Origin of the sequence: Pseudomonas sp. gcc21 (genome assembly GCF_012844345.1) — a bacterium.
GTDB lineage: Bacteria > Pseudomonadota > Gammaproteobacteria > Pseudomonadales > Pseudomonadaceae > Halopseudomonas.
Map to the genome: position 1 here is coordinate 2,168,014 of NZ_CP051625.1, position 23,526 is coordinate 2,191,539.

18 protein-coding genes and 2 pseudogenes are annotated in these 23,526 nt (G+C 56.6%); 5 read left to right on the forward strand and 15 right to left on the reverse strand.

The window, feature by feature from the left end:
* Positions 1 to 65 precede the first annotated feature (65 nt).
* Positions 66 to 1,421, reverse strand: coding sequence for a DUF1329 domain-containing protein (locus HG264_RS09990; RefSeq protein ID WP_169409090.1), 1,356 nt, complete (start codon positions 1,419 to 1,421; stop codon positions 66 to 68).
* Between the two features lie 257 nt (positions 1,422 to 1,678).
* On the reverse strand, positions 1,679 to 3,361 hold the full coding sequence (locus HG264_RS09995; protein ID WP_169407515.1) for a fatty acid--CoA ligase: 1,683 nt from the start codon (positions 3,359 to 3,361) through the stop codon (positions 1,679 to 1,681).
* A 186-nt stretch (positions 3,362 to 3,547) separates the two neighbouring features.
* Here HG264_RS09995 and HG264_RS10000 point away from each other — a divergent pair, with 186 nt between their 5' ends.
* Positions 3,548 to 4,729, forward strand: a complete 1,182-nt coding sequence (locus tag HG264_RS10000; protein ID WP_169407516.1) for an acetyl-CoA C-acyltransferase — start codon at positions 3,548 to 3,550, stop codon at positions 4,727 to 4,729.
* An 86-nt stretch (positions 4,730 to 4,815) separates the two neighbouring features.
* Here HG264_RS10000 and HG264_RS10005 read toward each other — a convergent pair whose 3' ends face one another.
* The gene (locus HG264_RS10005) at positions 4,816 to 5,106 is read right to left on the reverse strand and encodes a hypothetical protein (protein ID WP_169407517.1); all 291 of its coding nucleotides are present in this window, start codon (positions 5,104 to 5,106) and stop codon (positions 4,816 to 4,818) included.
* Positions 5,107 to 5,287: 181 nt separating this feature from the next.
* Here HG264_RS10005 and HG264_RS10010 point away from each other — a divergent pair, with 181 nt between their 5' ends.
* A complete protein-coding gene (locus HG264_RS10010; protein WP_169407518.1) occupies positions 5,288 to 5,767 on the forward strand; it encodes a cupin domain-containing protein in 480 nt (159 codons plus the stop codon).
* A 153-nt stretch (positions 5,768 to 5,920) separates the two neighbouring features.
* Here HG264_RS10010 and HG264_RS18815 read toward each other — a convergent pair.
* From HG264_RS18815 to HG264_RS10045, 8 genes and pseudogenes are all read right to left on the reverse strand, one after another.
* Positions 5,921 to 6,460, reverse strand: a pseudogene (locus tag HG264_RS18815) (methyl-accepting chemotaxis protein); the annotation flags it as partial.
* Positions 6,461 to 6,778: 318 nt separating this feature from the next.
* Positions 6,779 to 7,567 (reverse strand): annotated as a pseudogene (locus HG264_RS18820) (HAMP domain-containing protein); the annotation flags it as partial.
* A gap of 303 nt (positions 7,568 to 7,870) precedes the next feature.
* The gene (locus HG264_RS10020) at positions 7,871 to 8,473 is read right to left on the reverse strand and encodes a DJ-1/PfpI family protein (protein ID WP_372240161.1); all 603 of its coding nucleotides are present in this window, start codon (positions 8,471 to 8,473) and stop codon (positions 7,871 to 7,873) included.
* Positions 8,474 to 8,527: 54 nt separating this feature from the next.
* Positions 8,528 to 9,001, reverse strand: coding sequence for a hypothetical protein (locus HG264_RS10025; RefSeq protein ID WP_218572972.1), 474 nt, complete (start codon positions 8,999 to 9,001; stop codon positions 8,528 to 8,530).
* A gap of 310 nt (positions 9,002 to 9,311) precedes the next feature.
* The gene (locus HG264_RS10030; RefSeq protein ID WP_218572973.1) at positions 9,312 to 10,133 is read right to left on the reverse strand and encodes an oxygenase MpaB family protein; all 822 of its coding nucleotides are present in this window, start codon (positions 10,131 to 10,133) and stop codon (positions 9,312 to 9,314) included.
* A gap of 178 nt (positions 10,134 to 10,311) precedes the next feature.
* A complete protein-coding gene (locus tag HG264_RS10035) occupies positions 10,312 to 10,662 on the reverse strand; it encodes a hypothetical protein (RefSeq protein WP_169407522.1) in 351 nt (116 codons plus the stop codon).
* A gap of 72 nt (positions 10,663 to 10,734) precedes the next feature.
* Positions 10,735 to 11,163: a GNAT family N-acetyltransferase gene (locus HG264_RS10040; protein ID WP_169407523.1), complete on the reverse strand. Its 429-nt coding sequence runs from the start codon at positions 11,161 to 11,163 to the stop codon at positions 10,735 to 10,737.
* Positions 11,164 to 11,336: 173 nt separating this feature from the next.
* Complete coding sequence (locus tag HG264_RS10045; RefSeq protein ID WP_169407524.1) at positions 11,337 to 11,585, reverse strand: DUF3297 family protein; 249 nt, start codon at positions 11,583 to 11,585, stop codon at positions 11,337 to 11,339.
* 179 nt (positions 11,586 to 11,764) lie between these two features.
* Between HG264_RS10045 and HG264_RS10050 the strand changes: the two genes are divergently transcribed.
* Complete coding sequence (locus tag HG264_RS10050) at positions 11,765 to 12,211, forward strand: DUF3010 family protein (RefSeq protein ID WP_169409092.1); 447 nt, start codon at positions 11,765 to 11,767, stop codon at positions 12,209 to 12,211.
* A gap of 111 nt (positions 12,212 to 12,322) precedes the next feature.
* On the opposite strand, the gene HG264_RS10055 is transcribed toward HG264_RS10050, so the two are convergent.
* From HG264_RS10055 to HG264_RS10065, 3 genes are all read right to left on the reverse strand, one after another.
* Positions 12,323 to 12,985, reverse strand: a complete 663-nt coding sequence (locus HG264_RS10055; protein ID WP_169407525.1) for a hypothetical protein — start codon at positions 12,983 to 12,985, stop codon at positions 12,323 to 12,325.
* Positions 12,986 to 13,884: 899 nt separating this feature from the next.
* Positions 13,885 to 14,991 (reverse strand): polysaccharide lyase family 1 protein, encoded by a 1,107-nt coding sequence (locus tag HG264_RS10060; protein ID WP_169407526.1) that lies wholly within the window; start codon positions 14,989 to 14,991, stop codon positions 13,885 to 13,887.
* A 336-nt stretch (positions 14,992 to 15,327) separates the two neighbouring features.
* A complete protein-coding gene (locus HG264_RS10065; RefSeq protein ID WP_169407527.1) occupies positions 15,328 to 16,281 on the reverse strand; it encodes an alpha/beta fold hydrolase in 954 nt (317 codons plus the stop codon).
* A gap of 310 nt (positions 16,282 to 16,591) precedes the next feature.
* On the opposite strand from HG264_RS10065, the gene HG264_RS10070 reads away from it, so the two are divergent.
* Positions 16,592 to 17,497, forward strand: a complete 906-nt coding sequence (locus HG264_RS10070) for an SDR family oxidoreductase (RefSeq protein WP_169407528.1) — start codon at positions 16,592 to 16,594, stop codon at positions 17,495 to 17,497.
* A 124-nt stretch (positions 17,498 to 17,621) separates the two neighbouring features.
* On the opposite strand, the gene HG264_RS10075 is transcribed toward HG264_RS10070, so the two are convergent.
* The gene (locus HG264_RS10075) at positions 17,622 to 18,785 is read right to left on the reverse strand and encodes a type III PLP-dependent enzyme (protein WP_169407529.1); all 1,164 of its coding nucleotides are present in this window, start codon (positions 18,783 to 18,785) and stop codon (positions 17,622 to 17,624) included.
* Positions 18,786 to 19,516: 731 nt separating this feature from the next.
* Between HG264_RS10075 and HG264_RS10080 the strand changes: the two genes are divergently transcribed.
* The gene (locus HG264_RS10080; RefSeq protein ID WP_169407530.1) at positions 19,517 to 23,350 is read left to right on the forward strand and encodes a DUF1631 family protein; all 3,834 of its coding nucleotides are present in this window, start codon (positions 19,517 to 19,519) and stop codon (positions 23,348 to 23,350) included.
* Positions 23,351 to 23,526: the final 176 nt, after the last annotated feature.

Sequence of the window (23,526 nt, forward strand, 5' to 3'; positions counted from 1 at the left end):
GCTACCGGGAACCGGCGCAAAGGAAAAAACCTGGCAGCCTCAATCAGCCGCCAGGTCAGAGCGGATCAGCGTACGCCGGACTGGCGCAGCGCTGTCGGGGTGAATTCCCGTGAGGTGGCGCGATAGCTGTAATCGTAATCGCGGCTTTCTTCGTTGTTCATGCCCATTACCAGATAGCGGCCGGCTACCAGGTCATAAAGCGACTCGAGAGCGTATCCAGGCACCTGATCCTTGTAGCGATGCAGAGCGTGGGCTTCCGCTACGCGCCACAGGGTACCGCGGGAATCGTAGTGATCGATGTGCGCAGCCTGCCAGGAGTCCTCGTCGATGAAAACGTGACGCTTGGCATAGATGTGGCGTTGATCAGACTTCACGGTCGCAACCACTTCCCATACCCGATGCAGCTCGTAGCGGGTCAGGTCCTGATTGATGTGGCCGGCCTGGATGATGTCGTCGTATTTGTGCTCGGGCGAGCCCAGGTTGAAGCTGTTGTATGGGATGAACAGCTCACGCTTGCCTACCAGCTCCCAGTCGTAACGATCGGGGGCGCCGTTGAACATATCCAGATTGTCCGAGGTGCGCATGCCGTCGGCAGCGGTACCCGGACCGTCATAGGACACCTGCGGCGCACGACGTACACGGCGCTGGCCGGCGTTGTAGATCCACGCCATACGCGGCGTCTCGACCTGATCGACGGTCTCGTGCACCAGCAATACGTTACCGGCCAGACGGCTCGGATCGGTGACCTGCTGTTTGAAGTAATAAAGGATGTTGCCCATGCTCTCGGCGTCGTAATCGCTCAACGCTTCGGGTAGTGCGTATTGCTCAACAAAACGGACGATACCGAAAGAACCGTTGACCTGAGGGGTCGCCTGGGTAACAACACGCTCAAAGGAATGGCCGCGCAGGCGGGTGATGTGGTTCCAGATGACTTCCAGGCCATTGGACGGAATCGGGAAAGCATGCGCCAGCTTGTAGCCGGTAACCGCATTGCCATCCTTGACCAGCTGCGAATTGGCAGCATTGTGCCGGGCGGCCTGATAGATCTCATCCGACAAGCCGACGCTACGCTGGGTCTCGTAAACCGGCATGCGATAGGTTTCCGGATAGCGCTTGAACATGGCTATCTGACCCGGTGCCAGTTGCTCGGCGTATTGCTCGTAGTTGTCAGCCGTGATGACGAACTGCGGCTGATCACCGGCGTAGGGGTTGGTCAGGAAGCCGTCCTTCAGCTCACCGGCATCAGTTGCCAAACCGCCATTCCACTCGGGAATGGTGCCGGCCGCGTTACCGGCCTTCTCCGCACCAATCGGTGTCAGGCTCTTGCCCAGTTCAGCGATCTGTTGCTCGGTGGCTGCATGGACACTGCCCGCGGCAATGGCAACAGCCAGGGCAGCGGTCTTGAGAAGCGTAGGTTTCATCATGAATTCTCTGCTAGCGGAGTCAGGGAGGCCCTGAGGTGTTGACGATGGCACAGTCGGCGCGCAACAAACGCGCAGCACGAAACGGATACAGCGGCGAACTATAAACAAGTCGCCGAGACCGGGGATCAATCCAAAGTATGAATTTGGTACAGATTGACAGGCTGTCTCATAACATGATTGCCAGGCGATCCACGCAAGCCTGCAGACGGGAGTAGCAGCGGGCCGACATCATTGTGCGGCCCGCCGTACGGGGCTCAGATGGTAGAGAGGAACGGCGCCTGGCTTTCCTGCCATTCGGCGATTTCAACGCGGATACGTTTTTTGTCGAGCTTGCCTACGCTGGTTTTGGGTATTTCGGTAACAGTTGCGATCTGTGATGGCACCGCCCACTTGTTGATGCGTCCTTCATCAACATAGGTCTTCAGATGATCGCGCAGCACGCGGGCGTTCATCTCTTGGCCCTCGGCAGCCACAATCAATGCAAAAGGTCGCTCGTCCCACTGCGGATCCGGTACCCCTACTACAGCCACCTCCTTCACCGCAGGACTCAGGCTGATGAGGTCTTCAAGCTCAAGTGAGGAAATCCACTCACCACCGGTCTTGATCACATCCTTGATGCGGTCGCGGATTTCGATAAAGCCCATTTCATCGATGGTTGCAACATCCCCCGTGTGCATCCACCCGTGCTGCCACAGCTCGGCACTCTTTTCCGGCTCGCGGAAGTAACCCTGCGTCAGCCACGGCGCGCGCAGAACCAGCTCGCCCTGGGTTTTGCCATCGAGTGGCAGGAAATTGCCCTCGCTGTCCATGAGGCGCGCGTCCACCAGAGGCACCGGTACGCCAGCTTTACAGCGGAAGGTTTCGCGTTCTTCCTGCGTTCCGGCTTCCAGTTCCAGGTTGATATAGCCTGCTGAAATGAGCGGACAGGTTTCGGACATGCCATAAGCTGCTGACAGCGTCATGCCTTTGGCAGTCGCTGCCTGGTACAAGCCATGGTTCAACGCACTGCCGCCGATGATGACCTTCATACCATCGAAGCGCATGTCCCTGGCGCACTCGGCATTCAGCACCATCTGCAAAATGGTCGGCACGCAATGGGAGAAGGTAACTTTCTCATTCTTGATCAACTGGCATAGCAGATCAGGCTCGTAGCGACCGGGATAGACCTGTTTCACGCCGAGCAAGGTGGCGGTATACGGAATACCCCAGGCATGTACGTGGAACATCGGCGTGATGGGCATATACACGTCGCGGTTGCCGAACAGACGCACGCTGTCGAGCCCGCCCATGGTGCCCGCCTGGGTCAGAGTGTGCAGAACCAGTTGGCGGTGCGTGAAATAAACGCCCTTGGGATTACCTGTGGTGCCCGTCGTATAGAAGGTCGTGGCGACGGAGTTTTCATCAAAGTCAGCAAACTCGTAGGTCGGCTCTGCGGCAGCCAACAGCTCTTCGTACTCACCTACGAAGCCGGCCATTTCGGCGGTCCTGGTATCGCCGTCGGTCAGCAGAATGGTCTTCTCTACCGTTGTAAGGCCGCCTTCAATGGCCTGGTAAATAGGCAGAAAATCACTGTTCACCAGCACGAAGATGTCTTCGGCGTGATTCATGGTGTACAGAATCTGCTCGGGCGAGAGGCGGATATTCACTGTGTGCAGGACCGCACCGATCATGGGTACGGCGAACATGCATTCGAGATAACGGTGACTGTCCCAATCCATTACCGCCACGGTATCGCCCGGCTTGACGCCTGCGCTGGTCAGAGCGCTGGCCAGACGGCAGATTCGTTCGTTGAAGGTGGCGTAGTCATACCGGCTGATGTCCCGGTAGACAATTTCCTGGCTACGTTCATATCGACGGCCCGACAGCAGCAGATTCTTGATCAGCAGAGGTGTGGAATGGGCATTATCGGTTGGCTTGATGACACGAGTGTTCAACATGGAGTGACCTGCTTTTTCTTTTAGATTGTTAGGTTCAGGCAAATATAACCGTTTACCGGAGTCCGACTATAGCCAACGACGAAGCGGGTTACCTATCGTTCCAAAGTATGAACCTGCGAAAAACGCGTATAATCGCTGCCCGTTCCCGGCTGAATAACCGAGTCGGTCTCACTTCAGGAGTAGAGCATGTCTGATAACAGCATTGTTATTGTCAGTGGCGTCCGTACACCCATGGGCGGTTTCCAGGGCAGTCTGTCCAGCGTCTCGGCAGTTGATCTCGGCGCATTGACCATTCGTGAGGCGGTTGCACGTGCGGGTATCCAGCCGGCGGACGTACAGGAAGTCATCATGGGCTGCGTGTTGCCCGCCGGCCTGAAACAGGGCCCGGCTCGTCAGGCAAGTCTGAATGCCGGCCTGCCCGCCTCCACCGGCTGCACCACCATCAATAAACTCTGCGGCTCCGGCATGAAGGCCGTGATGCTCGCCCACGACGCGCTCAAGGCTGGCACCAACGAGGTCATGGTTGTCGGCGGCATGGAAAGCATGTCCAACGCGCCCTACATCATCGAGAAAGCCCGCAGCGGGCTGCGCATGGGGCACGGCGAGATCAAGGACCACATGTTCTTCGATGGCCTGGAAGATGCCCGCACCGGTCGGCTGATGGGCTCATTCGCTCAGGAAACCGCTGACAAGAACGGCCTGAGCCGCGAAGACATGGACGCCTATGCTATTGAATCGCTCAAGCGTGCCAAAGCGGCGATCGAGAACGGTTCGCTGGACAGCGAAATCGTTCCGGTCACCGTCAAGACCCGCAAGGGCGACGTGGTTGTCAAAGACGACGAGCAACCACACAACGCCAACATCGAGAAAATCCCGAGCCTGCGCCCCGCGTTCAGCAAGGACGGTACGGTCACGGCCGCCAATGCCAGCTCGATTTCCGACGGCGCCAGCGCGCTGGTCATGATGACTGCCGCCGAAGCCGAACGCCGTGGCCTGAAGCCTCTGGCCCGCGTTGTCGGCCATGCGACCCAGAGTCAGGATCCGAGCGAGTTCACCCTGGCCCCGATCGGCGCCATGAGCAACCTGTTCAACAAGACTGGCTGGACCAAGGATGATGTTGACCTGTTTGAGATCAACGAAGCCTTCGCCATGGTCACCATGCTGGCGATGCGTGAACACAATCTCGATCACGCCAAGGTCAACATTTATGGCGGCGCCTGTGCCCAGGGTCACCCGGTCGGTTCAACCGGCTCGCGCCTGATCGTTACGCTGATCAACGCACTGCAGAAAACCGGCGGCAAGCGCGGTGTTGCCTCGCTATGCATCGGTGGCGGCGAAGCGACTGCGGTGGCGATCGAACTGGTGTAATGCCGTACGGACTGAATGGCTGGTCTGCCCAGCCATTCAGTCTCCCTCATGGTCTTTGCGCGACTGAGATCCGGTGGCCGTCAGGCTCACAATCCAAAAAGCGCTAGCAAGGTCACAAACGCGACCAACCTGCTGATGATGACCATCAAGAGAATGTCTGGCCAGATATCCGCCTGGCTGAATTTCTTAAGCAGAACAAACAGGACAACCAGAGACAGCACCCAGCCGATGCCCGGGACCAAGGATGCTAGCGCTGCAGCACCCGCCGCCATCACCGTCTCGCGGAAGGACAGATCGACTGAGGTGATTCTGGCTGCAAGCCATAGGAACAACCCACCGACCAGCGCGTCCAGTAGCAGATAAATCAGCAACTCCATAGCGGTTCTTCTCCTTTCGTTTCCTCCGGTGCATCAGAAGATTCCGAAGCGTTCGTGCCTGGCCTATGCGGCTGTCATCGCTTTTTTAGCCGCTGATGCGGCTTGCGTCGGAGAATCTCCCAGTTTCTTTGCGAAATCATTCGACCAATATGGGGGTCTAATAATAAAGAGGTAGGACACCATGAAACCATCACCGCAAAGAACCGACAGTAATACAGGCAGGCTATTGGCCCGGACAGTACTCTACAGTGCATTGCTCGTGGCAAGCAGCTGGTCTGTAGCCGGAAACGAGCAGGCATTCACCCGGGATTATGCAAGCGGTGATATTGAATGGAGCCCCTGTCCCGCCTTTATGCCGGACTCGTGTGCCCTCGCCGTACTGCAGGGCGATCCCGAAAAGGAGAACACTGATGTGCTCTTCCGTCTGCGTAGCGGCACCACCGCACCCCATCATTGGCATACGTCGGCCGAACGCATGGTTCTGCTGTCCGGCAGAATGATGGTGGAATACGATCATCAGCAACCCGTAGTGATGGAGTCCGGCACCTACGCATATGGCCCACCGGAGCACGCCCACACGGCAACCTGCCAGTCAGAAGAAAATTGCGTTCTGTTCATTTCCTTCGACAAGCCAGTGGACGCCTTCGCTGTCGATGAATAGCCGTAGCCTCGACGTTGCGCTATGACAGTACAGACCATTGCGCCTATGGGGTGGCCGCTAGCGCCACCGGCCGCCACTACTGGTTCGCGAAAAGACAGATCGACGGGAGTAATCCTGGAAGCGAGCCATAAGAACCGTTCACCTACCAGCGGCTCAGATTCTGAAGCGTTCTACCTGTTGCTGCAATCGCGCTGCCTGACGCGCCAGAGAATCGCTCGCGCCGCGGCTTTCTTCGGCGTTCTGGGCGGCCTGGTTCGACGCATCTCGGATGCCATTGATATTGCGGGCAATTTCCTCGGTGGTCTGGCTTTGTTCTTCGCAGGCTGCGGCAATCTGCGCTGCCATGTCGCTGATACGCAGCACTGATTGGGCCGTATCCTCAAGGGCACGCTCTGCACCGGCAGCCTGCTCAACACTTTCGGCCGCGATTGCGGAACTACGCTGCATTACGCTCACTGCCTGAGCACTGCCGGATTGCAGACTTTCTATCATCCTGCGAATGTCCTGAGTTGATGCCTGTGTCCGACCGGCCAATGCGCGCACTTCATCGGCCACCACCGCAAACCCCCGTCCCTGCTCGCCAGCTCGCGCTGCCTCGATCGCAGCATTCAAGGCCAGCAGATTGGTCTGCTCGGCGATTGCCTGAATAACGCTCAATACACCTCCAATGCTGTCGCTGTCCTGCTCAAGGCGATTTATCACCCCGGCCGCTTCTGAGACATCGTTAGCGAGGTTACGCAAAGCATTCATGGTCTGTCCGACCAGATCCGACGCAACACGACCTTGCTCCTCAGCCTGACGAGCAGCCTCCGCCGTATTCTGGGCATTGCCGGACACTTCGTGAATCGCGGCGCTCATCTCGGTAGCGGCTGTGCTGACCTGATCGATTGCCATGTACTGCTCGCCCACCATTTGTTGCTGAGTCACCGCGATAGTACTCATTTGCTGGGAAGCCGATGCGACTTGCATGGTGGAATCGCTTACTTGTTGGATCAGGGACTGCAGCTGTTCGAGAAACAGGTTTACGCTCTTGCCCAGTTGACCAATCTCATCTGTAGAGGTGACTTCGACCCGCTTGGTCAGGTCACCCTCCCCGCCGGCGATATCGCGGATACGCGCGAGGATTGCCAACAACGGTTTGAGAATGAGGCCCGGCAGGAAAGTAATGAGCAGCGCGCACACCACAAGCCCACCCAAAGCGACTGATGTGAAGATGCCAGTGTCGCGTACAACGGCCGCTTCGGCTGCAGTGACCTCTGCCGCAGACTGCGCATCGACCTCCTGGCTCATCTGGTCGATGAGCGCACGAGCAGCACTGAAGTGCTCATACGAGGTGCCGTAGCTCAGCTCATGTGCCCGCTCGTTGTCCACATAGGACCCACTGAGCGCCAGGGAAACAACCTCATCACTACTACGCCTCCAGACATCGAAGGTGTGGAAAAACGTGTCTGCTAACGCTTTTGCCTGTGACGACCCGGTCGTACTGGCAAAACCCTTAACGCGATCGAAGGTCTGTTGCATGTTGTCGCGGTGCTCGATCCGCAAATCAGGCTGGCTGCCATTGCCGGCAAGTTGCACCATCGTCCGCTCGGCCACCAGCGCCTGATACATGTCACGGTCTGCTTCAAGCAGAGTGGTAGCCTGCGGAAGCAACTCAGATGAAAACAATTGCAGACGTCCGGAGAGATCGTTCACCGCCATGAACGACACAATTCCCAGCGTGCAAAACAACGCCACCAACACACCTAACGGAAGGGTCAACTTCCAGCGAAAGCCAAGATTGCGAAACGCCTTGAACATGATCAACTCCGGCGATGATTCACATGGGAACCGGACGCCCAACCGGGCATGCACGGACTAGTGCCAACATGATAGTTATCGACGGATTAACCTTACTCTTTAGAGGGAGATAAGAGGTTGATATGCATCAAGGGTTTGACAGGTGAAGCGACCTGTAACGGGCGACACAGGCAGCGCCATGGTCGCCGCGTTGCCCAGCCCGGTCCTCCGACCTGTAACGGGCTAAAGCAGCGGCTCAGCAACAATCGTGTCAGCTGTGCCCCGGGCTCCTGGCAAGCCCACTGGAAGGAAACGCAGCGCCAATCACCCCCTTCGCCAATCAAACGCCATTTGCCGGGCGGTCTGTTCGGCCAGTGACATACCGCCCAGCCTGGATACCAGATGCAGGCTCATATCGATGCCCGCACTGATACCACCGGACGTCACATATTTGCCCGTATCGACCCAGCGCCTTGCGTCTACAACCTTGAGGGCAGGATATCTCCCAGCGAGTTCGGCAACGTCCTCCCAGTGGGTGGTGACGTCCAGGCCTGACAGCAATCCAGCCTCGGCGAGAATGAAAGCGCCGGTGCATACAGAAGCGACAATGTGTGCGTGAGCCGCCTGCTCTGCGACCCACTGGAGCACGGCGGGCTTGGTCAGTTGTTCGCCATGCACGCCCCCGACCACAATCAGCACATCGAGTTCAGGATGCCGGTGCAGCGCATGGTGCGGGTTGACGCTAAACCCACCGCGGGCGATGACAGGCTTCGTTTCCTCCGCCAGTAGAAACACCTGGAACAGGTCCGCGATTCCGGAACACCGGGTGGCCGTTGAGAACACCTCAAAGGGGCCGGAGAAGTCCAGAACCTCAGCGTTATCGTAGATATAGATCCCGACGTTCAGGGAAGCCTCCTGAAAGACCAATCATGCGGTCTTATGGCGTGCCGAACGCCCTGGACATCCGTTGTCGTTATCGACTCAGCCACGTGCAGTCTTGAACCAGCTGTAGACCCGCATCGGCGGAATATTCAGCAGCTCCAGGGAACAACTGGCGGGCTCGCCCATGATCGGGTCTGTAATCCAGGCTACATCCCGGCGGAACTGATACGCAATGAAACGCCCGTTATCAGCCAGGCTATCTCTCACCGCCCGCGCTACGCGAGTACCAATAGCCTTGGGAATCTTCGAAAAAGGAATGCCGGAGATAACCACGTCTGGTTGTTCCATACCGTGCATTGCCAGAATCGCGGCCAGATCCTCGGCTTTGCCCAGGTGATTCGTGAAGCGCGGGTCCGCAATCTCGCCAAGGAGCTCATGGAAGTACGGGCTCAGCTCGATAGAAAGCAGCTGCGCATCCTGAGCAAGGTGCCGGAGAAAGGTCCGCGTCGTACCGCCGGTGCCGGGCCCAAGCTCAACCACTCTTTTGGCCGTAGCAAGGCTGGATGCATCCACGATTCGCTGTTCCAGGAATCGTGAGCTGGGTATAACCGAGCCTACCTGGCTCGGCTCGCGCAAAAACCCACGAAAGAAGGCTGCTGGATTTGTTCTTCGGTTCGAATAAGACTTGGGGTCATCATTCACCTCCGCCATAACATTCTCGCAACCTGGCTGCCTAAATTGTTAATTGATTATAGCAGCGGGATTTATGCCCACCTGGCCGGATTACCGGTTCGTTGCGCGCGCGGCCCTGGCCCTGTTCAAACGCCCCCTTGATTCCAAAACGAGCACGCCCCATGACAAGCCCGTCTGATAGCGCCGAGTGTCATACCAACGGAACCCCGCGACGCAAGCGTCGGCGGAAATCCCACAACACAACAAGGAAGGGCAGCTGGCGAATTATCCTGGGCAGGCGACGGTTCACCAAAGCACAAGCGGCTATGAGTCGCCCGAACTTTCTCTGCTGTTTAGCTCCCCAAACAAAGTGCATTTGCTCACGCACCTGCGGCGGTAGAAAGCCTGCAGTGATGAAACGATTCAGCGGCCCCAGGGTGAAGCTGACTATCCGCGGCAGAAATTTCAGCTCAGCGATGTCGGTCAGATAGGCGCGTACAGGAGGATCAATTTGAAGGCGCGCGAGCTCTCGCTGCCAATAGCTCTGAAAAGCTGCAAGGTCAGTCGGCCAACGCTCTGGTGAAACCTGGAGCGTGGTCCCCAATGCAGCGGCACGCTGATAGAAGACGCTCGCGGAGACCGGATCGGGCTCGCCGCGCAACTGACGCCAGGTGTCAGCGAACCCCCAGTAAAGGCAAGCCGTCACCCATAACTGCAGGTCATGATCAAAAGCGCTGTATTGCACGGGTGAGCGCGCCGTCGAATACACCTGCGCATGCACTTCATCAATCGCTCGCCGGTAGGCCTGTTTTTCTCGGTCCGTGCCGGCCAGGGCTACGGCGAGGTAAGTCAGTGTCGTGCGCGTTCGCTTGAGAGGACGCCGGAATATCTGGCCGCTCTCTACACGGCTTTCCAGTACGCCATAGCCTACCCCGGGCCGCGCCAACTGCAGGATGACATTCGCACCGCCGGCAATAAGTGAGATACCGTCCAAAATGCCGGGAAGCTCGCGATCCAGTGCTTTCGGAGTCAATGGACCTGGCTTTCGCGCCGGCGCTGGTGTTAATGAGCGTGCCACATCTGCGTTCATTACGGCTCTCTCGGCATAGAGGTTGGGACAAACGCCAAGAATTATCACAGACGGATGCTTGGCTGGTGAATATTCGCCTCCAAACCAGGCAACCAATTATTCGTCTCACCACGAGCAAAAATCACAGCCGCCAGACAATCTCGTTACGTAGCCGTTCCACCTGCTTTACATCCGGCCCAGCCACGGCAGCATAGACGAAGGTGGTTGGCCCATTGGCGATGCACTTTATCGCAGCACGATTAGTCAATAGCGTGCCATAGACATAACTGCCGTTCTTTACCACGCCGACAAACAGCAGCGACTCCAGAATCTCGACACCTTTGCGCGCACAGACTTCAGGGGAGTGGTCAATCATCTTCTGACCTGACCACAAATGGGGCGGATCTGAAAACACAGCCTCCGGAACGGGAGCTTCTGGAGCGGCTGCACACCCGACCAGGACAAGTAACGGCAGCATTATCAGATACTTCATACTCACTCCTTGAGAAGATCACGCCGGGCTTTGCGACGGCGCCCTTGAACGCAAGTCACTGAAAACTCTCCTTCAATGCGCTGATTGGCCACGGATCGATGTACCGCGCTCCAACACCCAGCAGCGCGAATTTTTGGTAAAGCCGATGTACTCGTAATAGGTGTCTGCAGCAGGAGCCGCGATCAGAATGAGCTTACACCGCGGACCAAGCTGAGACTGCGTGATGATCTGCAATTGCCGCCCCACTCCCCTACTCTGATAAGACTGACAAACAGCAAGATCAGACAGGTAGCAGGCATAATGGAAATCAGTTAGCGACCGAGCAATGCCTACGAGCGTTTCTCCCTCCCAGGCACTGACGATCAAGTTGCTGTTTGCAATCATGCCCTCCATGCACTGACGATCCTGGACAGGCCGTCGCTCTCCCAGCGTGGACCGTATCAGCAGATCAATAAATTGGTCTGTGGATAGGGGGGCGTTGATTCTGTATTCGATGGTCATGGTAAAGGTGCCCGGGCCACTTTTCGCTCTCGTCGATACCGGCCATTGCCAGTATATCCATCACGGCGCCACCTATTTAAATCAATGCATAGCGTAAGCGGCTTGAAAATTATTATTGTTGACGTCACTTATAGTTTTCATACCGAAGTTCAGTCTAACGCTGTACATTTGGTTCAGCTATAAAAGGCTTCAACCGTGCCTTTTAACGTGATCAGTAGTGGCTGGCCGCGACGGTCCAATCCTTTAGGAGAAGGGATTTTTATCCAGCCTTCGCTGATGCAATATTCCTCGACATTGGTACGCTCTTTTCCGTTCAACAGAATACCAATGTCATGTTGGAAGATTGCTTCCACATAATGCGGACTACGGGGATTACTCGACAGCCTATCCGGCAACGGAGGTAGCGATTTAGTATCGTTCATGCGGTGATCCTGAGCTGGAATAAAGCTGACCATCTTAGACAGTAAAGAACTAGCGCTCAAGGACCGCAGCAAGGCTCGCAGCGCCGTCACGTGGCGTCGAGAGTCAATTTGGCTGCAACAGCCGTATCGCGCAGGAATTTTGCGCTACAATGCGCGGATCTAGCCAAGCCGGGTGCCTTATGAAAGTGTGTGGTGTTGAAATCAGCAGCAATGATGTAAACGTATGCTTGTTGTCATTGACAGACGAAATTTTTGAGCTGCCCGATTTTCGCTCCCGGCGGCTAACGTTGACGGACATCAACAGCACGCGCGAGCTGCGCTATTTTCAGCAGACCTTTGCCAAGCTGATGCAGGATTATCAAGTGGACCGGGTGGTTGTCCGGCAGCGACCGATGAAGGGCAAATTTGCTGGCGGTGCGGTCGGCTTCAAGCTGGAAGCGGCCATCGAACTCATCAGCGAGCTGGACGTGATAATCATGTCCACGACCGATATCAAGGAATCATTGAAGCGCAACCCGATACAGATTGACTACGCCGATACTGACCTCAAGGTCTATCAGGAGGTTGCCTTTAATACTGCCTATGCTTATCTGATGAAAGACAAATACGCCGCCAAGGAAGAATAGGGGCGCTAGTTAGCGCGGCCGCCAGCTGCGAATCAACCAACTCAGCTTTGTTCACGGAGCTGAGAGAGCTCTAGCCCTCCATTGATCGGAGCGAACGGCTTAAACCTATGGCTAGGGCTGTAGCACCTGATAAGTTAAAGTGCTATCGTTTCGCGCTTGTAAAACTTTGAATCGCACCCCTTTTACAACAAACTCATCACCATTCTTGAGATTGTGGGTGTATTCAATTTGCCCAACTATCTCGCTCTGAATTCTTGTCTCAATAGTAAAACGAAGTATATTTTTGTCGTCTTTATCCAGACCGATATATTGTAAGCGCCACCAGTTTTGGCTAGGCAGGTATTCTTTAAATGTAATGGCCTTTGAATCGGAGTTTGACTGTAACGGCCATATTCTATATTTTTTCATTCCACCGAATTGAGCTATGGCACGTGAAGGAGCTATTGTTTCGTTTTTTAAAATTACAGCCAGTTGGTTATGGTAACTCTCGCTAATAAGATATTTTTCACCTGTCTCAGCATTTCTATGTTTTGCTACCCACAAAGATCCGGCCATTATGCTTGGCAGCCCGTCAATAGCTATTGATTTATTTGCTATATAAACTTCACTGCATGGACAAGTGTAATGATTGTAAACGGTTTCACCCATACTGGCCGTTTCTACTTCAGTTGATGAAGGGGCTTCCAGTACTGTAGCGGTGACAAGTGGGTGGCGTGCACAGGATGCCAATGCTATGCATGCAGCGAGTAGGGAAATGCAAATTATTTTCTTCATATTAATTTGATCGGGCTCTCTTAAGGTAATGAGTGGCTTCGAGGTTTTAGCACCATCTTGCGGTGAACCTTAACAGTGATGAGACCGCATACAGTATTAATCCACAACCAATAATTCACCCCAAATATTCGCAACGAACCCTAAATCTTTTTCTCCATTATAAACAATGACCTACTACCATTGGCCGGCCCACCTCGTATCCGCCTGACTTGAGTTTTTCAGAACCTCTAGCTATGCGGAAACGAACAGGTGGCGGCATGGACGGCATCTCCAAACTTCGCTGGACTGAGGTTTATTCAGCACGCTACCGCCCTATCCTCTCCGGTGACAACGGAAGTATAACGTAACAGTAATTTGCAGAGAAATGCAGGCTGTCCGTGCCTTGGAGGCGGGATTGAGCGAGCAATCCTTTGCTTGATGGATGACGACCTTACTGTCCAAGCCGCGTTGCAGCGTCATAGTCGGCCATTCTGTTGCCGCGCTAAGAATCCTCCCCAAGCGAAGCCCGAAACTGCCCGTAATCGTCAGCCACTTCGGCCGGCGCTTCCATCATGGGCAGGTGGCCTGTGCCATTCTCATCTGACCCCAATTGATTTCACTCAACCATTTGTCAGGGAGCTTCAGCATTGGTGCGCTGCGGCTTGTTAGAAATCCCTGCACAAACCGGGCGCGGATGAAAGTTTCTGAGTAGCACCAGCACGGGTGGCTCTGCAGCGCCGGCAACGTCCGGCGCCGCAGATGTCCAACCACTGCGCATCAGCGTCGAGGCCGGCCAACGGGAGCAGATTCGCCTGGCGCTGCTGGCCGTTGACGACAACTGCAGCGCCACGTCGCGCCTACCAAAGCTGGACGTCAACAATTTGCACAAGCAGACCCGGCGACTTGAGTTGAAGTCGGGTTCACAGCGCGCAACGCCCCGCCCCGGCATTGGATTGCACATGCGCCTTCACTTCTGAGGAGGGGAGCAACGTAGTGTTGTACGGCGGGTTATAGCTGATCGTTGCCGTATTGCCGGAGCCGGCCACAGCGCAATCCGAGGAGTTGTACCACGAAACATTATTCAGCTGATTATCGCGTGCATCCCAAAAACCGAGCTCTCTACTGAAGCAGGAGACAATCGGGTTCTTGCTGTTCTCGAACACGTTGTTCTCGATACGCACCCGGTTGCCCATGCGCGTGTTGATACCTGAATCGCTAACCTTATTGAAATAGTTGTTATAGATATGGGTCTGGCCAAAACGCAACAGAGGTGTGCGCGAGGCAGTATTGCTGAACTGGTTGAAGGCAAACGTAACGCGGCGGTCGGTGTTGCCATTGTCATTGTCGGTGTGGCCCCACAGCGATGTTTTATGGCTGTCGCGGAATACGTTGTAGCTGAGGGTAATATTGCTGACATCCAGCTTGCCATCTACCAGCCCGTCGTAATAATCCTTGTCCACATCCAGCCGGTTATGGAATGTGTTGTGATCGATCCAGACATTACGTACCGGCCGGGTACCGTCGATATCGATACCATCGCCGCTGCCGTCGCGCACATAGCGGATGGTCAGGTTGCGGACGATGATATTGCTGGACCCGCGAATAAGAATACCGCGACCGTCCAGGACCCCGCGACCCGTGCCAATCAGCGACAGGTTGGCGGTGTCCTTGATATCGAACCGCGTCACGGATGAGTTACCCGCATTGATGGTGCCATCGATGCGGATCACAGTGCGGTGATTCCTGTTTTTTTGCCAGGCCGCTGCGTGCTCATCAAGCGCGCTGGACAGTTCACGCCCATTGCGAACGGTAACAACCGAGCCACCGGCACCGCCGGTGGTACCGCCGCCTTGCGCAGCGAAGCCTATGGGCGCGCTCAGGCAGGCCTGGACCTCCGGTGCCGGATCAGGGTCAGGGGCAGGACCAGGCCCCGGATCGGGAGCCGGGTTGAAGGCATAGGCGTGGGGCAGGCAGATAATCAGACTGCAACCAAGCAGGCGACGGGAGAGCAAAGACAGGGAGTGCATGGGGCTTCCTCTTGTTCTGGCAGGGAAGCGCATGGCAGAAGCCAACTACAGCGCGATGGGGTAATCACACCTGCCTGCTGTGCAGGGAGGGTCATTCGGCGGACATTGTGCGGCACGCGTAGGCTTTGATCAGTCACCCATTATGGTGGTGCATTCCCAGGGTGATACCGGCGTAACGTATGCAGCGGCAGCTCAAGCGGTTTCGGCTACGCTCAGAAAAGCGCTGGACTGTTCCGCGCCCAGGTCGCTATCACGAAAATTGAATATCGCTCTCACCTGGCCTGATGTCTTCCTGCCCAAGCCCCTGTGCACCAGCACCTTTCTTTACGTCGCTCGCTAAGAACGTTCCCCAAGCGAAGCCCGAAACTGCCGGTAATCGTCAGCCACTTCGGCCGGCGCTTCCATCATCGGCAGGTGGCCTGTGTCGGGGATAAGAAATACAGAACTGTTTTCGATAAGCTCGCGCAGTACTTCGGCGGATGAAGGATGGAATAGCTTGTCCTTCTCGCCCCATACGATGCGGGTGGGAACTGACAATTCATCGACGATGCGTTCGAGCGGCTGCGTTGCCGCCTCCTGATTGAGTTCTGCCATGATCCGGCTGTGAAGCTCGTAGTTTTCGGCGGCGCTTTGCGCAAAGGAATCTTTAACCGGATCGGGATAGTAAGGCGATTGTTCTGTGGTCAGCTTGAGTGATTCGTCCAGCTCTTCGCGACTGCTTACCACCAGTGGCAACTGCTCGCCGCGCTGCAGGCGCTTTATCACTTCGCTGGGCTGGGCACTCGCCACGCCCGACGGCGTCAGCAACCATAGGCTTTCAACCCTGTCGGGGTACTGCGCCGCATAGGCAGCAGCAATGCGACCGCCCATGGAGCTACCGCCCAGATGGACCTTTTCCAGCCCCAGGCCCTCGATGAAGTCGTTGAGGTAGCGTACCTGATCAGGGGTGGAATACCGGCCATTGGCAGGCTTGTCACTGTCACCAAACCCCGGCAGGTCTATGGCGATGACTCGATGTTCCGGCGTCAGGTGGGCAGCAACCCTGTTCCATTCGTCCTTGTTGGCGCCCATACCGTGTATCAGTAGCAAAGGCGCTCCCGTGCCGCCTTCAAGGTAGGCCACCCGGTAGTCGGGAATATCGACTGTGCTTGCCTCAAGCTCGGCCAGCCTGCGCTCAACACCAAGGTACATGACGGACACTTCGGAAGGCGGCCCCGCATGGACCCATGCGGCGAGGCCCGCGAACACCAGCAGGCAACCAGCAAGTACTGACAGTAATAGTCGTTTCATTCTTATTGTCTCGGACCGTTAGCTTATAGACGCAGACAGGCGCGGCCGCTCTGGTGCGCGGCATAGGCGGCAGTAGTATTGGATTGGTTTTCAGATGTAAGTTTTCGCGCAACCTGCGTTTTGTGATGCGCTTCCGATAGATTCGCGTATTGCAGCGGCTAGGCGGGACATCCGGCACAATGCCCATGGCCGACCATATTTGGCGGCTTATGCCTGGCTATTCACGTTCCCCCTGCCCCTTGGCGAATTGAAACAAGTGTTTAACACTGGCAATCCTTTTTCCAACGCCCGTTTAGATAGGAGCATTTTCATGAGCGATATCCGTTTTGACGACAAGGTCGTCATCGTAACTGGCGCAGGCGGCGGTATTGGTCGTGCCCACGCGCTGCTGTTTGCCAGGCATGGCGCCAAAGTGGTGGTCAATGATCTGGGTGGCAGTACCCAGGGCGAAGGCGCCAACAGCGAAGCGGCGTTGAAGGTAGTTGAAGAGATCAAGGCAGCGGGCGGCACTGCGGTAGCGAATCCGGACAACGTAATCGATGGCGACAAGATCGTGCAGTGTGCGATGGATAATTTCGGTCGTGTCGACGTGGTGGTGAATAACGCTGGCATCCTGCGCGACAAGAGCTTTGCCAAGATGACCGACGCCGACTGGGATCTGGTCTACAGGGTTCACGTCGAGGGTGCGTACAAGGTCACCCACGCGGCCTGGCCATATATGAAGGACAGCAACTTCGGGCGGATCATTTTCACTGCGTCCACGTCCGGCATCTACGGCAACTTCGGTCAGGCCAACTACGGCATGGCCAAGCTGGGCCTGTACGGCCTGACCCGCACACTGGCTATCGAAGGCCGCAAGAACAACATCTTTGTTAACGCCATCGCTCCGACTGGCGGCACGCGCATGACCGAAGGCCTGTTCCCGCCCGGCGCGTTCGAGAAACTCAAGCCTGAACTGGTCAGCCCGTTGGTGGCCTATCTGTGCTCGGAAGCGTGCAAGGAAACCGGAAGCCTGTTCGAAGTCGGCGGCGGCTGGATGGGCAAGGTGCGTTGGGAGCGTTCACTGGGTATCGGCTTCAATCCGGACGAGGGTTACAGCCCGGAAGATGTCGCAGCCAATTTCGAGCAGCTGTGCAGCTTCGAGAATGCGGTTCATCCGAAGGACAACATCGAAGCGCTACGGGAGCTGATGGCGAATATTCAGAAGTTCGCCTGACGGCAGCTGGAAGCTTTAAGCGGCAAGCGATTATGAAAAAAGCCCGCACTGCGTCAGTGCGGGCTTTTTTGTTCAAGTCAACTCGGTCAGCTTGCAGCTTTAAGCTCGCCGCTTGTCGCTGCTTTCAAACGTAAAACGCTTCCAGCGGCGGGAAGCCGTTGAACTCGATGGCGCTATAGCTGGTGGTGTAAGCACCGGTAGACAGCCAGTACATGCGGTCGCCAATGGCGAGGTTCAGCGGCAGGCCGTACTTGTAGTTCTCGTACATGATGTCCGCACTGTCGCAGGTTGGGCCGGCAATCACCGCCTCTTCCAGTTCGCCCTTCTTATCCGTCCAGATCGGGAACTTGATTGACTCGTCCATGGTTTCGATCAAGCCGGAGAACTTGCCCACATCGGTGTACACCCAGCGTTCCAGCGCGGTGTGCGACTTGCGCGACACCAGCACCACTTCGCTGACCAGAATACCCGCATTGGCAATCAACGAGCGGCCCGGCTCGAGAATGATTTCGGGCAGTTCGTCGCCGAAGTCCTCGTGCAGGAACCGGGTGATTTCTTCGGCGTAGACCTGAAGCGTATTGGTCTTGGTGATGTAATTGGCCGGGAATCCACCCCCCATGTTGATCATCTTCAGAACGATGCCGTCCTCTTCCTTCAGACGTTCGAAGATCACCTTCACCTTGCCAATGGCAGCATCCCAGGCACCAATATCGCGCTGCTGAGAGCCTACATGGAAGGAAATACCATAGGGCTCCAAACCCAGCTCGCGGGCCAGCACCAGCAGGTCCATGGCCATGTCGGTCTGACAGCCAAACTTGCGTGAAAGCGGCCAGTCGGCGGTGGTCGAGCCCTCTGTCAGAATGCGAACATAGACCTTGGAGCCCGGCGCAGCCTTGGCGATGTTGCGCAGGTCAGCTTCGGAGTCGGTGGCATAGAGGCGTACGCCCTTTTCATAGAAAGCGCGGATATGCCGGGACTTCTTGATGGTGTTGCCAAAGCTGATCTGCTCCGGCTTGACGCCCAGCGCCATCACCTTCTCCAGCTCGTAGATGGAGGCGATATCGAAGTTGGAACCCTTATTCTTCAGCAGATCCAGCACTTCGTTCGACGGGTTGGCCTTGACCGCGTAGTAGATCTTGCCGAAAGGAAAGCCCTCGACCAGTTCGTCATAGGCGCGATCGATGGTTTTCAGGTCAACAACCAGGAACGGCGTTTCGTGCTGGTCGGCACGTTGCTTTATGCGGTCAAAGGTTTCTTTGTCGAAGTAGTCTTCAAGTTTGATGGACATGGCATGGCTCCAAAGCTACGAATTCAGTTTCGGGGCGGGTGAGGACATGGATGATCAGATGCAGGGCAGACAGACGGCCTGACTCTCGGTAAAACGAGAGCGGCGCCTTCCGACGGAAGCGGCTCTGAACGCGTAGCCAACACACAACCCGGGGGTGCGAACGTCTGATCAGTATCCCCACTTTGGTTCGCCTACTTCCCAAGGCGTGCGCCGAAAGCAATAAGCCCGCAAACCGCGGTCTTGCTGTCTCGTCGTCAGTACTTGAGCCGTATGGATCGTGCCAGCCTCAACGTTCGCGGCGAACCATAGAACCTTGCGAACACGGGGTCAATACCCGTCCCGAAAATCTCCCTGCGGATCGTCTCGCTCCGGCCAGAGCCGGGCAAACGCGCTATCCCCGGCCATTGGATCGCTATTCAGGGTAGACCATGGTATTCGCCCTGCATTCCCCAGCGAGCGAACCGGCGGTCGCGCCACGTCATGCCGCTTTCGTTGAACAAGCGCCCCGAGCAATAGGCTATTGGCGGAGCGGTTCCGGTTACGATCATTTAGCGCCCGAGGCAGTTAGCGTATGATCCGCCGATAGCCTAGCGTAAAGCGCCGAGGCCTTATTCACAGGAAAACTGCATACGGCTGGCTTTGGCCGGACCGCTGAATTATCGTACCTATGCACCCGATCTCTATGCACTAGAATGGATCGTGCAGGAACAGGACAGCCAACCGGGGAAATCGTGACGGCGGAAAAACGTAAATTCACCCGTCAATCAGCTTCGATTGCTGGCACGCTTGTGCTCAGCGACCAGGGCGAATTTGATTGTGTGATCAGCGATTTCAGCCAGGGTGGCATGTTGGTGATACTGACTGGCGCCGGTCAACTGGGCCGCCTGCGTGAATCCTTGAAGGTCAACAAGCGCGCCACGGTCGTCTATCAGCTGGACGGCAAGAACATTACTGTGGACGTGAGCGTGGCCCACGTCAGCCGCCAGGGCATCGGCTTGCAGCTGGTACAGCCGGACCCGCGCTTCGTCCTCAATATTCAGCGCGCAGCAAGGCTGTTTGCCGTTGAGCAATCCGCGCCGGTCATGAATATCATCGCGCCGAGGCAGCAGGCGCTTGATCCGCTCAGCAAGGCGCAGCTGATCAAAAAGACCAACCATCACGTCACTGCCTTTTTCAACCGCTCTTTTCCCGAATTCACCGGCGCTCTCAAAGACGCGCTGATTACCGAAGCCGACCGACAACGCAGCCAGACGGCTCAGCAACCTTTCTTCGATACGCTTGGCATCATCCGCACGCAGCAGATGCATCTTGTGCCCGACCTGTCGGCAAAGATCAGCGCAGACGCAGCCGAAGCGGCTGACGGCCGGTTCATTGAGGCATGGCAAGCTCGAAAACCACGCAATGAGCGCGCCGGGTTGTCGCTGGTCGAGAAGAACGAATTCGAGGATTGGCTGGTCATTCGCAAGGCCATCTCCAAGGCCGAAATTATCCTGCGGGAACAATTGCTGGAGCTGCAGCTGCGGCTGGACGCTGCATTCGGCTCACCTGACGGGTCGCATTGCTATAATCCCTATTCGCCCAGTGCGCTGTGTTACGGCTTTGCCGAAGTCACACGCGATTGGCGTCTCACCGGCAAGGTTCAGGTTGTTGCCTTCAAGGTACTTTACGATGTGCTGCTGAGTAATCTGGCCCCGCTCTACCGCGGTCTGAACCAGCTGTTCATCGAGGCTGGGGTACTTCCTGATATCGATGTTGAGCAGTATCTGACTGAACAGGCCATACGCGAGCGCAAGGCCAACGATGCGAGCAGGCATCAGCAACCCCCACCGGCCCCGGCAGATATCACGTCCCCGGCCCCGTCCACTGAAAAAGCGCAGACGCCCGCGCAGGCCGAATCCGCGAACACAACACCTGGCAGCGCAAAAGCGACACCGAGCGCTTTCAATACCGCCACGCGCCTGTGGTCCGCCCACAAGCGCCTGAACAGCGGCACAGCCGGGCGTCTGACGCTGCCCGAGGAGCCATCCGAGCCCCCCCTCCCGAGTCGCGCAACGCTTTCAGCTCTGCAGCAGATGCAGCAACAGCTGCTCGCACAGCACGCCGATCTGTCTAAACCTGGCGCACTCAAGCAACTGCTCGAGGCCAGCGACCCGGGGGTGCAACTGTCGGAGTTTGAAGAAGACTCCGCAGACATGATCGAAAACCTGTTCGACAACATCGTGCAGAGTGACCAGGTCGCGGATGATCTGCGCGATGAGGTACGCAAACTGGAAGTACCCGTCCTGCGGGTGATGCTCAAGGATCAGAGCCTGTTCACCGCCGACTTCCATCCGGCGCGCCAGGCGGTCAACCATATAGCCCTGTTGTCAGATCAGAGCAGCACACACGCCGCGTACAACAAGGCGGCGGTAATCAACGCGATCACCACGATTCTCGAAAGCAGTGATGATGAAGGCTTCACCCGCTCGCTGCTTATCCTTGACCAGCTCGTCGCCAAGGAAAAGCGACTCGTCGAACGTAACCTGCGCCGTCTTGCGGAAGCGGCTGATGGTCAGCAACGAATTCGCAAAGCCCAACAGTTGATTGATCGCGAGCTTGTGCGTCGATTCGGGTCCCGTCCGGTCCCCGCTCCGGTGTTTGAGCTACTCGAACATGGCTGGAAAGGCCTGATGATGCTGTGCCTGTTCAGACAGGGCGATGACAGCCGTTCCTGGGACCTGACGCTGGCGATTGTCGATCAGCTGGTCGCCCGGACGCTTCCTGATTCCCAGGAAGCGTCCGGCAATCTGATCCGCATCGATGCGCTGCTCAGGCTGATCGGCAAGGGTCTGGCCAAAGTTCACGATGCCGAAGGCCGACACGAGCAGTTGCTCGACAATATCGAGAGCTTACTGAACGGCAATGAATTCCCCTCCGCGGTGTATCGCAGCACAATCGAACCTGTCGAGGAGCCGAGCGACAACGATGCGACTGCCCAGCGCTGGATAAAGCGCGCCAAGGGGCTGCGCAAGGGGCAGTGGCTGGAATGTCTGGCACCGCCGCAATCTCCTGTACTGTACCAGCTTGCCTGGGTGGCAGATGATTTCAGCCAGTTCATCCTGGCCAGCCAACAGGGCAAGAAAGTCTCTGAGCTATCGCTGCAGGAGATGGCTCACAAGCTACGGCATCGCTCACTTACTGCGCTAGAGCATGCCGCGCTGCCTGCCGTTGAGCAGGGTCTGGATACGCTGGTCCAGAAGATTTACGAGAAACTGGCGTTTGAGGCGTCTCACGACCAGCTTACCGGCCTGTGTACCCGCCGGGAATTTTCTCAATGTATCGCGCAGAGTGTGGCCAATGCCAAGGAACGCCGGCAACGCCACACCCTTATCTTTATCGACATTCTCCAGTTCAAGCTGGTCAACAACACCTGCGGCTACGAAGCGGGTGACCGTCTGCTGCAAGAACTTGCCCGGAGCCTGGAGAATCTGGCTGGGGACGACGCCATCGTCGGCCGAATCGGCGCGGCGGAATTCGGCGTTGTGGTGCCACTCGATGCGGAGGTCGAAGGCTTTCAGCTGGCTTCAGCGATCAAGGCCGAAATCGAAGGCACCCGTTTCGAGGAAGGCGGTCATAGCTTTGTGATCAATACTGCGATGGCGTTGCTCGGTTTCGACCATACCAACGACCGGGTTATGGAATTGCTGAGAACCGTTGAGGTCGCCGCCGAGATGAGCAAAAAGGCCGGCCGCCGGAAGATCCAAGTGGTCCATCCAGGCGACGCTCGACTTGAGGAGCGCGACGAGGTGATGAACTGGGTCACCCGAATCAACCGCGCCCTTGATGAAAACTCGTTGAAAATCCGCTGTCAGGCGATAAGCCCGATTCACAGTTCCGTGTTACCGCACTACGAGATCCTGCTGACCGTTGTTGATGATGCAGGCAATCATCTACCACCGGGCGAATTCATCACTGCTGCCGAGGAATTCAACCGAATGGCAGCAGTTGATCGCTGGGTAATAGAAGCCGTATTTGGCTGGATGACCGAGCACCTCCCTGGGCTGGAGTACATAGGCGGTTTCTCGATCAACCTCTCCGGCCACTCGCTGAATGACGAGACCTTCACTGACTTCCTGTTTGACGCCTTGATCCGTTATCCCGTCCCGCGGGACAAGTTGATCTTCGAGATCACCGAAACCACCGCCATAGCCAACCTGGAAGACGCTTCGGACTTCATCACCGAAATGCGCGGTATTGGTTGCCGGTTCTCCCTGGATGACTTTGGCGTGGGACAATCGTCATTCTCGTACCTGAAACGCCTGCCTGTAGATTTCATCAAGATCGACGGCTCCTTTGTCATCAATATCGCCGACGACCCGGTCGATTTTGCGCTCGTGCGCTCGATCACCGAGATGGGCCACTTCCTTGGCAAAAAGGTCATCGCCGAATACGTAGCCGATGCCGCAATACTGGAAGCGGTGTCCTCTATCGGCGTGGACTATGCCCAGGGGTTTCACTTCGGCCGGCATGTAATGCTCGATCAGCTAGTACTGGCGCCGCCTGCCGCCAACGAAATCGACGCTTAGCACGCCACCGCAATCCATTGTGGGCAACGTGATCGGAGCGCCGAACCGCTACGGCGACCTGGCCGCCAGGCCAGTCCTTTTAGTTCTTATAACCGAAACCCCAGGCGTCCTGCGGCTGCCGTCACGCCGAGGCCCGCGTTCCTGCAAAATCAGCGGATCTTTTCGGTACGTATCGG

Bases quoted from the DNA above. Each gene is read 5' to 3' on its own strand.
- HG264_RS09990 (WP_169409090.1), bottom strand. From the start codon at position 1,421: ATGAAACCTACGCTTCTCAAGACCGCTGCCCTGGCTGTTGCCATTGCC.
- HG264_RS09995 (WP_169407515.1), bottom strand. From the start codon at position 3,361: ATGTTGAACACTCGTGTCATCAAGCCAACCGATAATGCCCATTCCACA.
- HG264_RS10000 (WP_169407516.1), top strand. From the start codon at position 3,548: ATGTCTGATAACAGCATTGTTATTGTCAGTGGCGTCCGTACACCCATG.
- HG264_RS10005 (WP_169407517.1), bottom strand. From the start codon at position 5,106: ATGGAGTTGCTGATTTATCTGCTACTGGACGCGCTGGTCGGTGGGTTG.
- HG264_RS10010 (WP_169407518.1), top strand. From the start codon at position 5,288: ATGAAACCATCACCGCAAAGAACCGACAGTAATACAGGCAGGCTATTG.
- HG264_RS10035 (WP_169407522.1), bottom strand. From the start codon at position 10,662: ATGAAGTATCTGATAATGCTGCCGTTACTTGTCCTGGTCGGGTGTGCA.
- HG264_RS10040 (WP_169407523.1), bottom strand. From the start codon at position 11,163: ATGACCATCGAATACAGAATCAACGCCCCCCTATCCACAGACCAATTT.
- HG264_RS10045 (WP_169407524.1), bottom strand. From the start codon at position 11,585: ATGAACGATACTAAATCGCTACCTCCGTTGCCGGATAGGCTGTCGAGT.
- HG264_RS10050 (WP_169409092.1), top strand. From the start codon at position 11,765: ATGAAAGTGTGTGGTGTTGAAATCAGCAGCAATGATGTAAACGTATGC.
- HG264_RS10055 (WP_169407525.1), bottom strand. From the start codon at position 12,985: ATGAAGAAAATAATTTGCATTTCCCTACTCGCTGCATGCATAGCATTG.
- HG264_RS10060 (WP_169407526.1), bottom strand. From the start codon at position 14,991: ATGCACTCCCTGTCTTTGCTCTCCCGTCGCCTGCTTGGTTGCAGTCTG.
- HG264_RS10065 (WP_169407527.1), bottom strand. From the start codon at position 16,281: ATGAAACGACTATTACTGTCAGTACTTGCTGGTTGCCTGCTGGTGTTC.
- HG264_RS10070 (WP_169407528.1), top strand. From the start codon at position 16,592: ATGAGCGATATCCGTTTTGACGACAAGGTCGTCATCGTAACTGGCGCA.
- HG264_RS10075 (WP_169407529.1), bottom strand. From the start codon at position 18,785: ATGTCCATCAAACTTGAAGACTACTTCGACAAAGAAACCTTTGACCGC.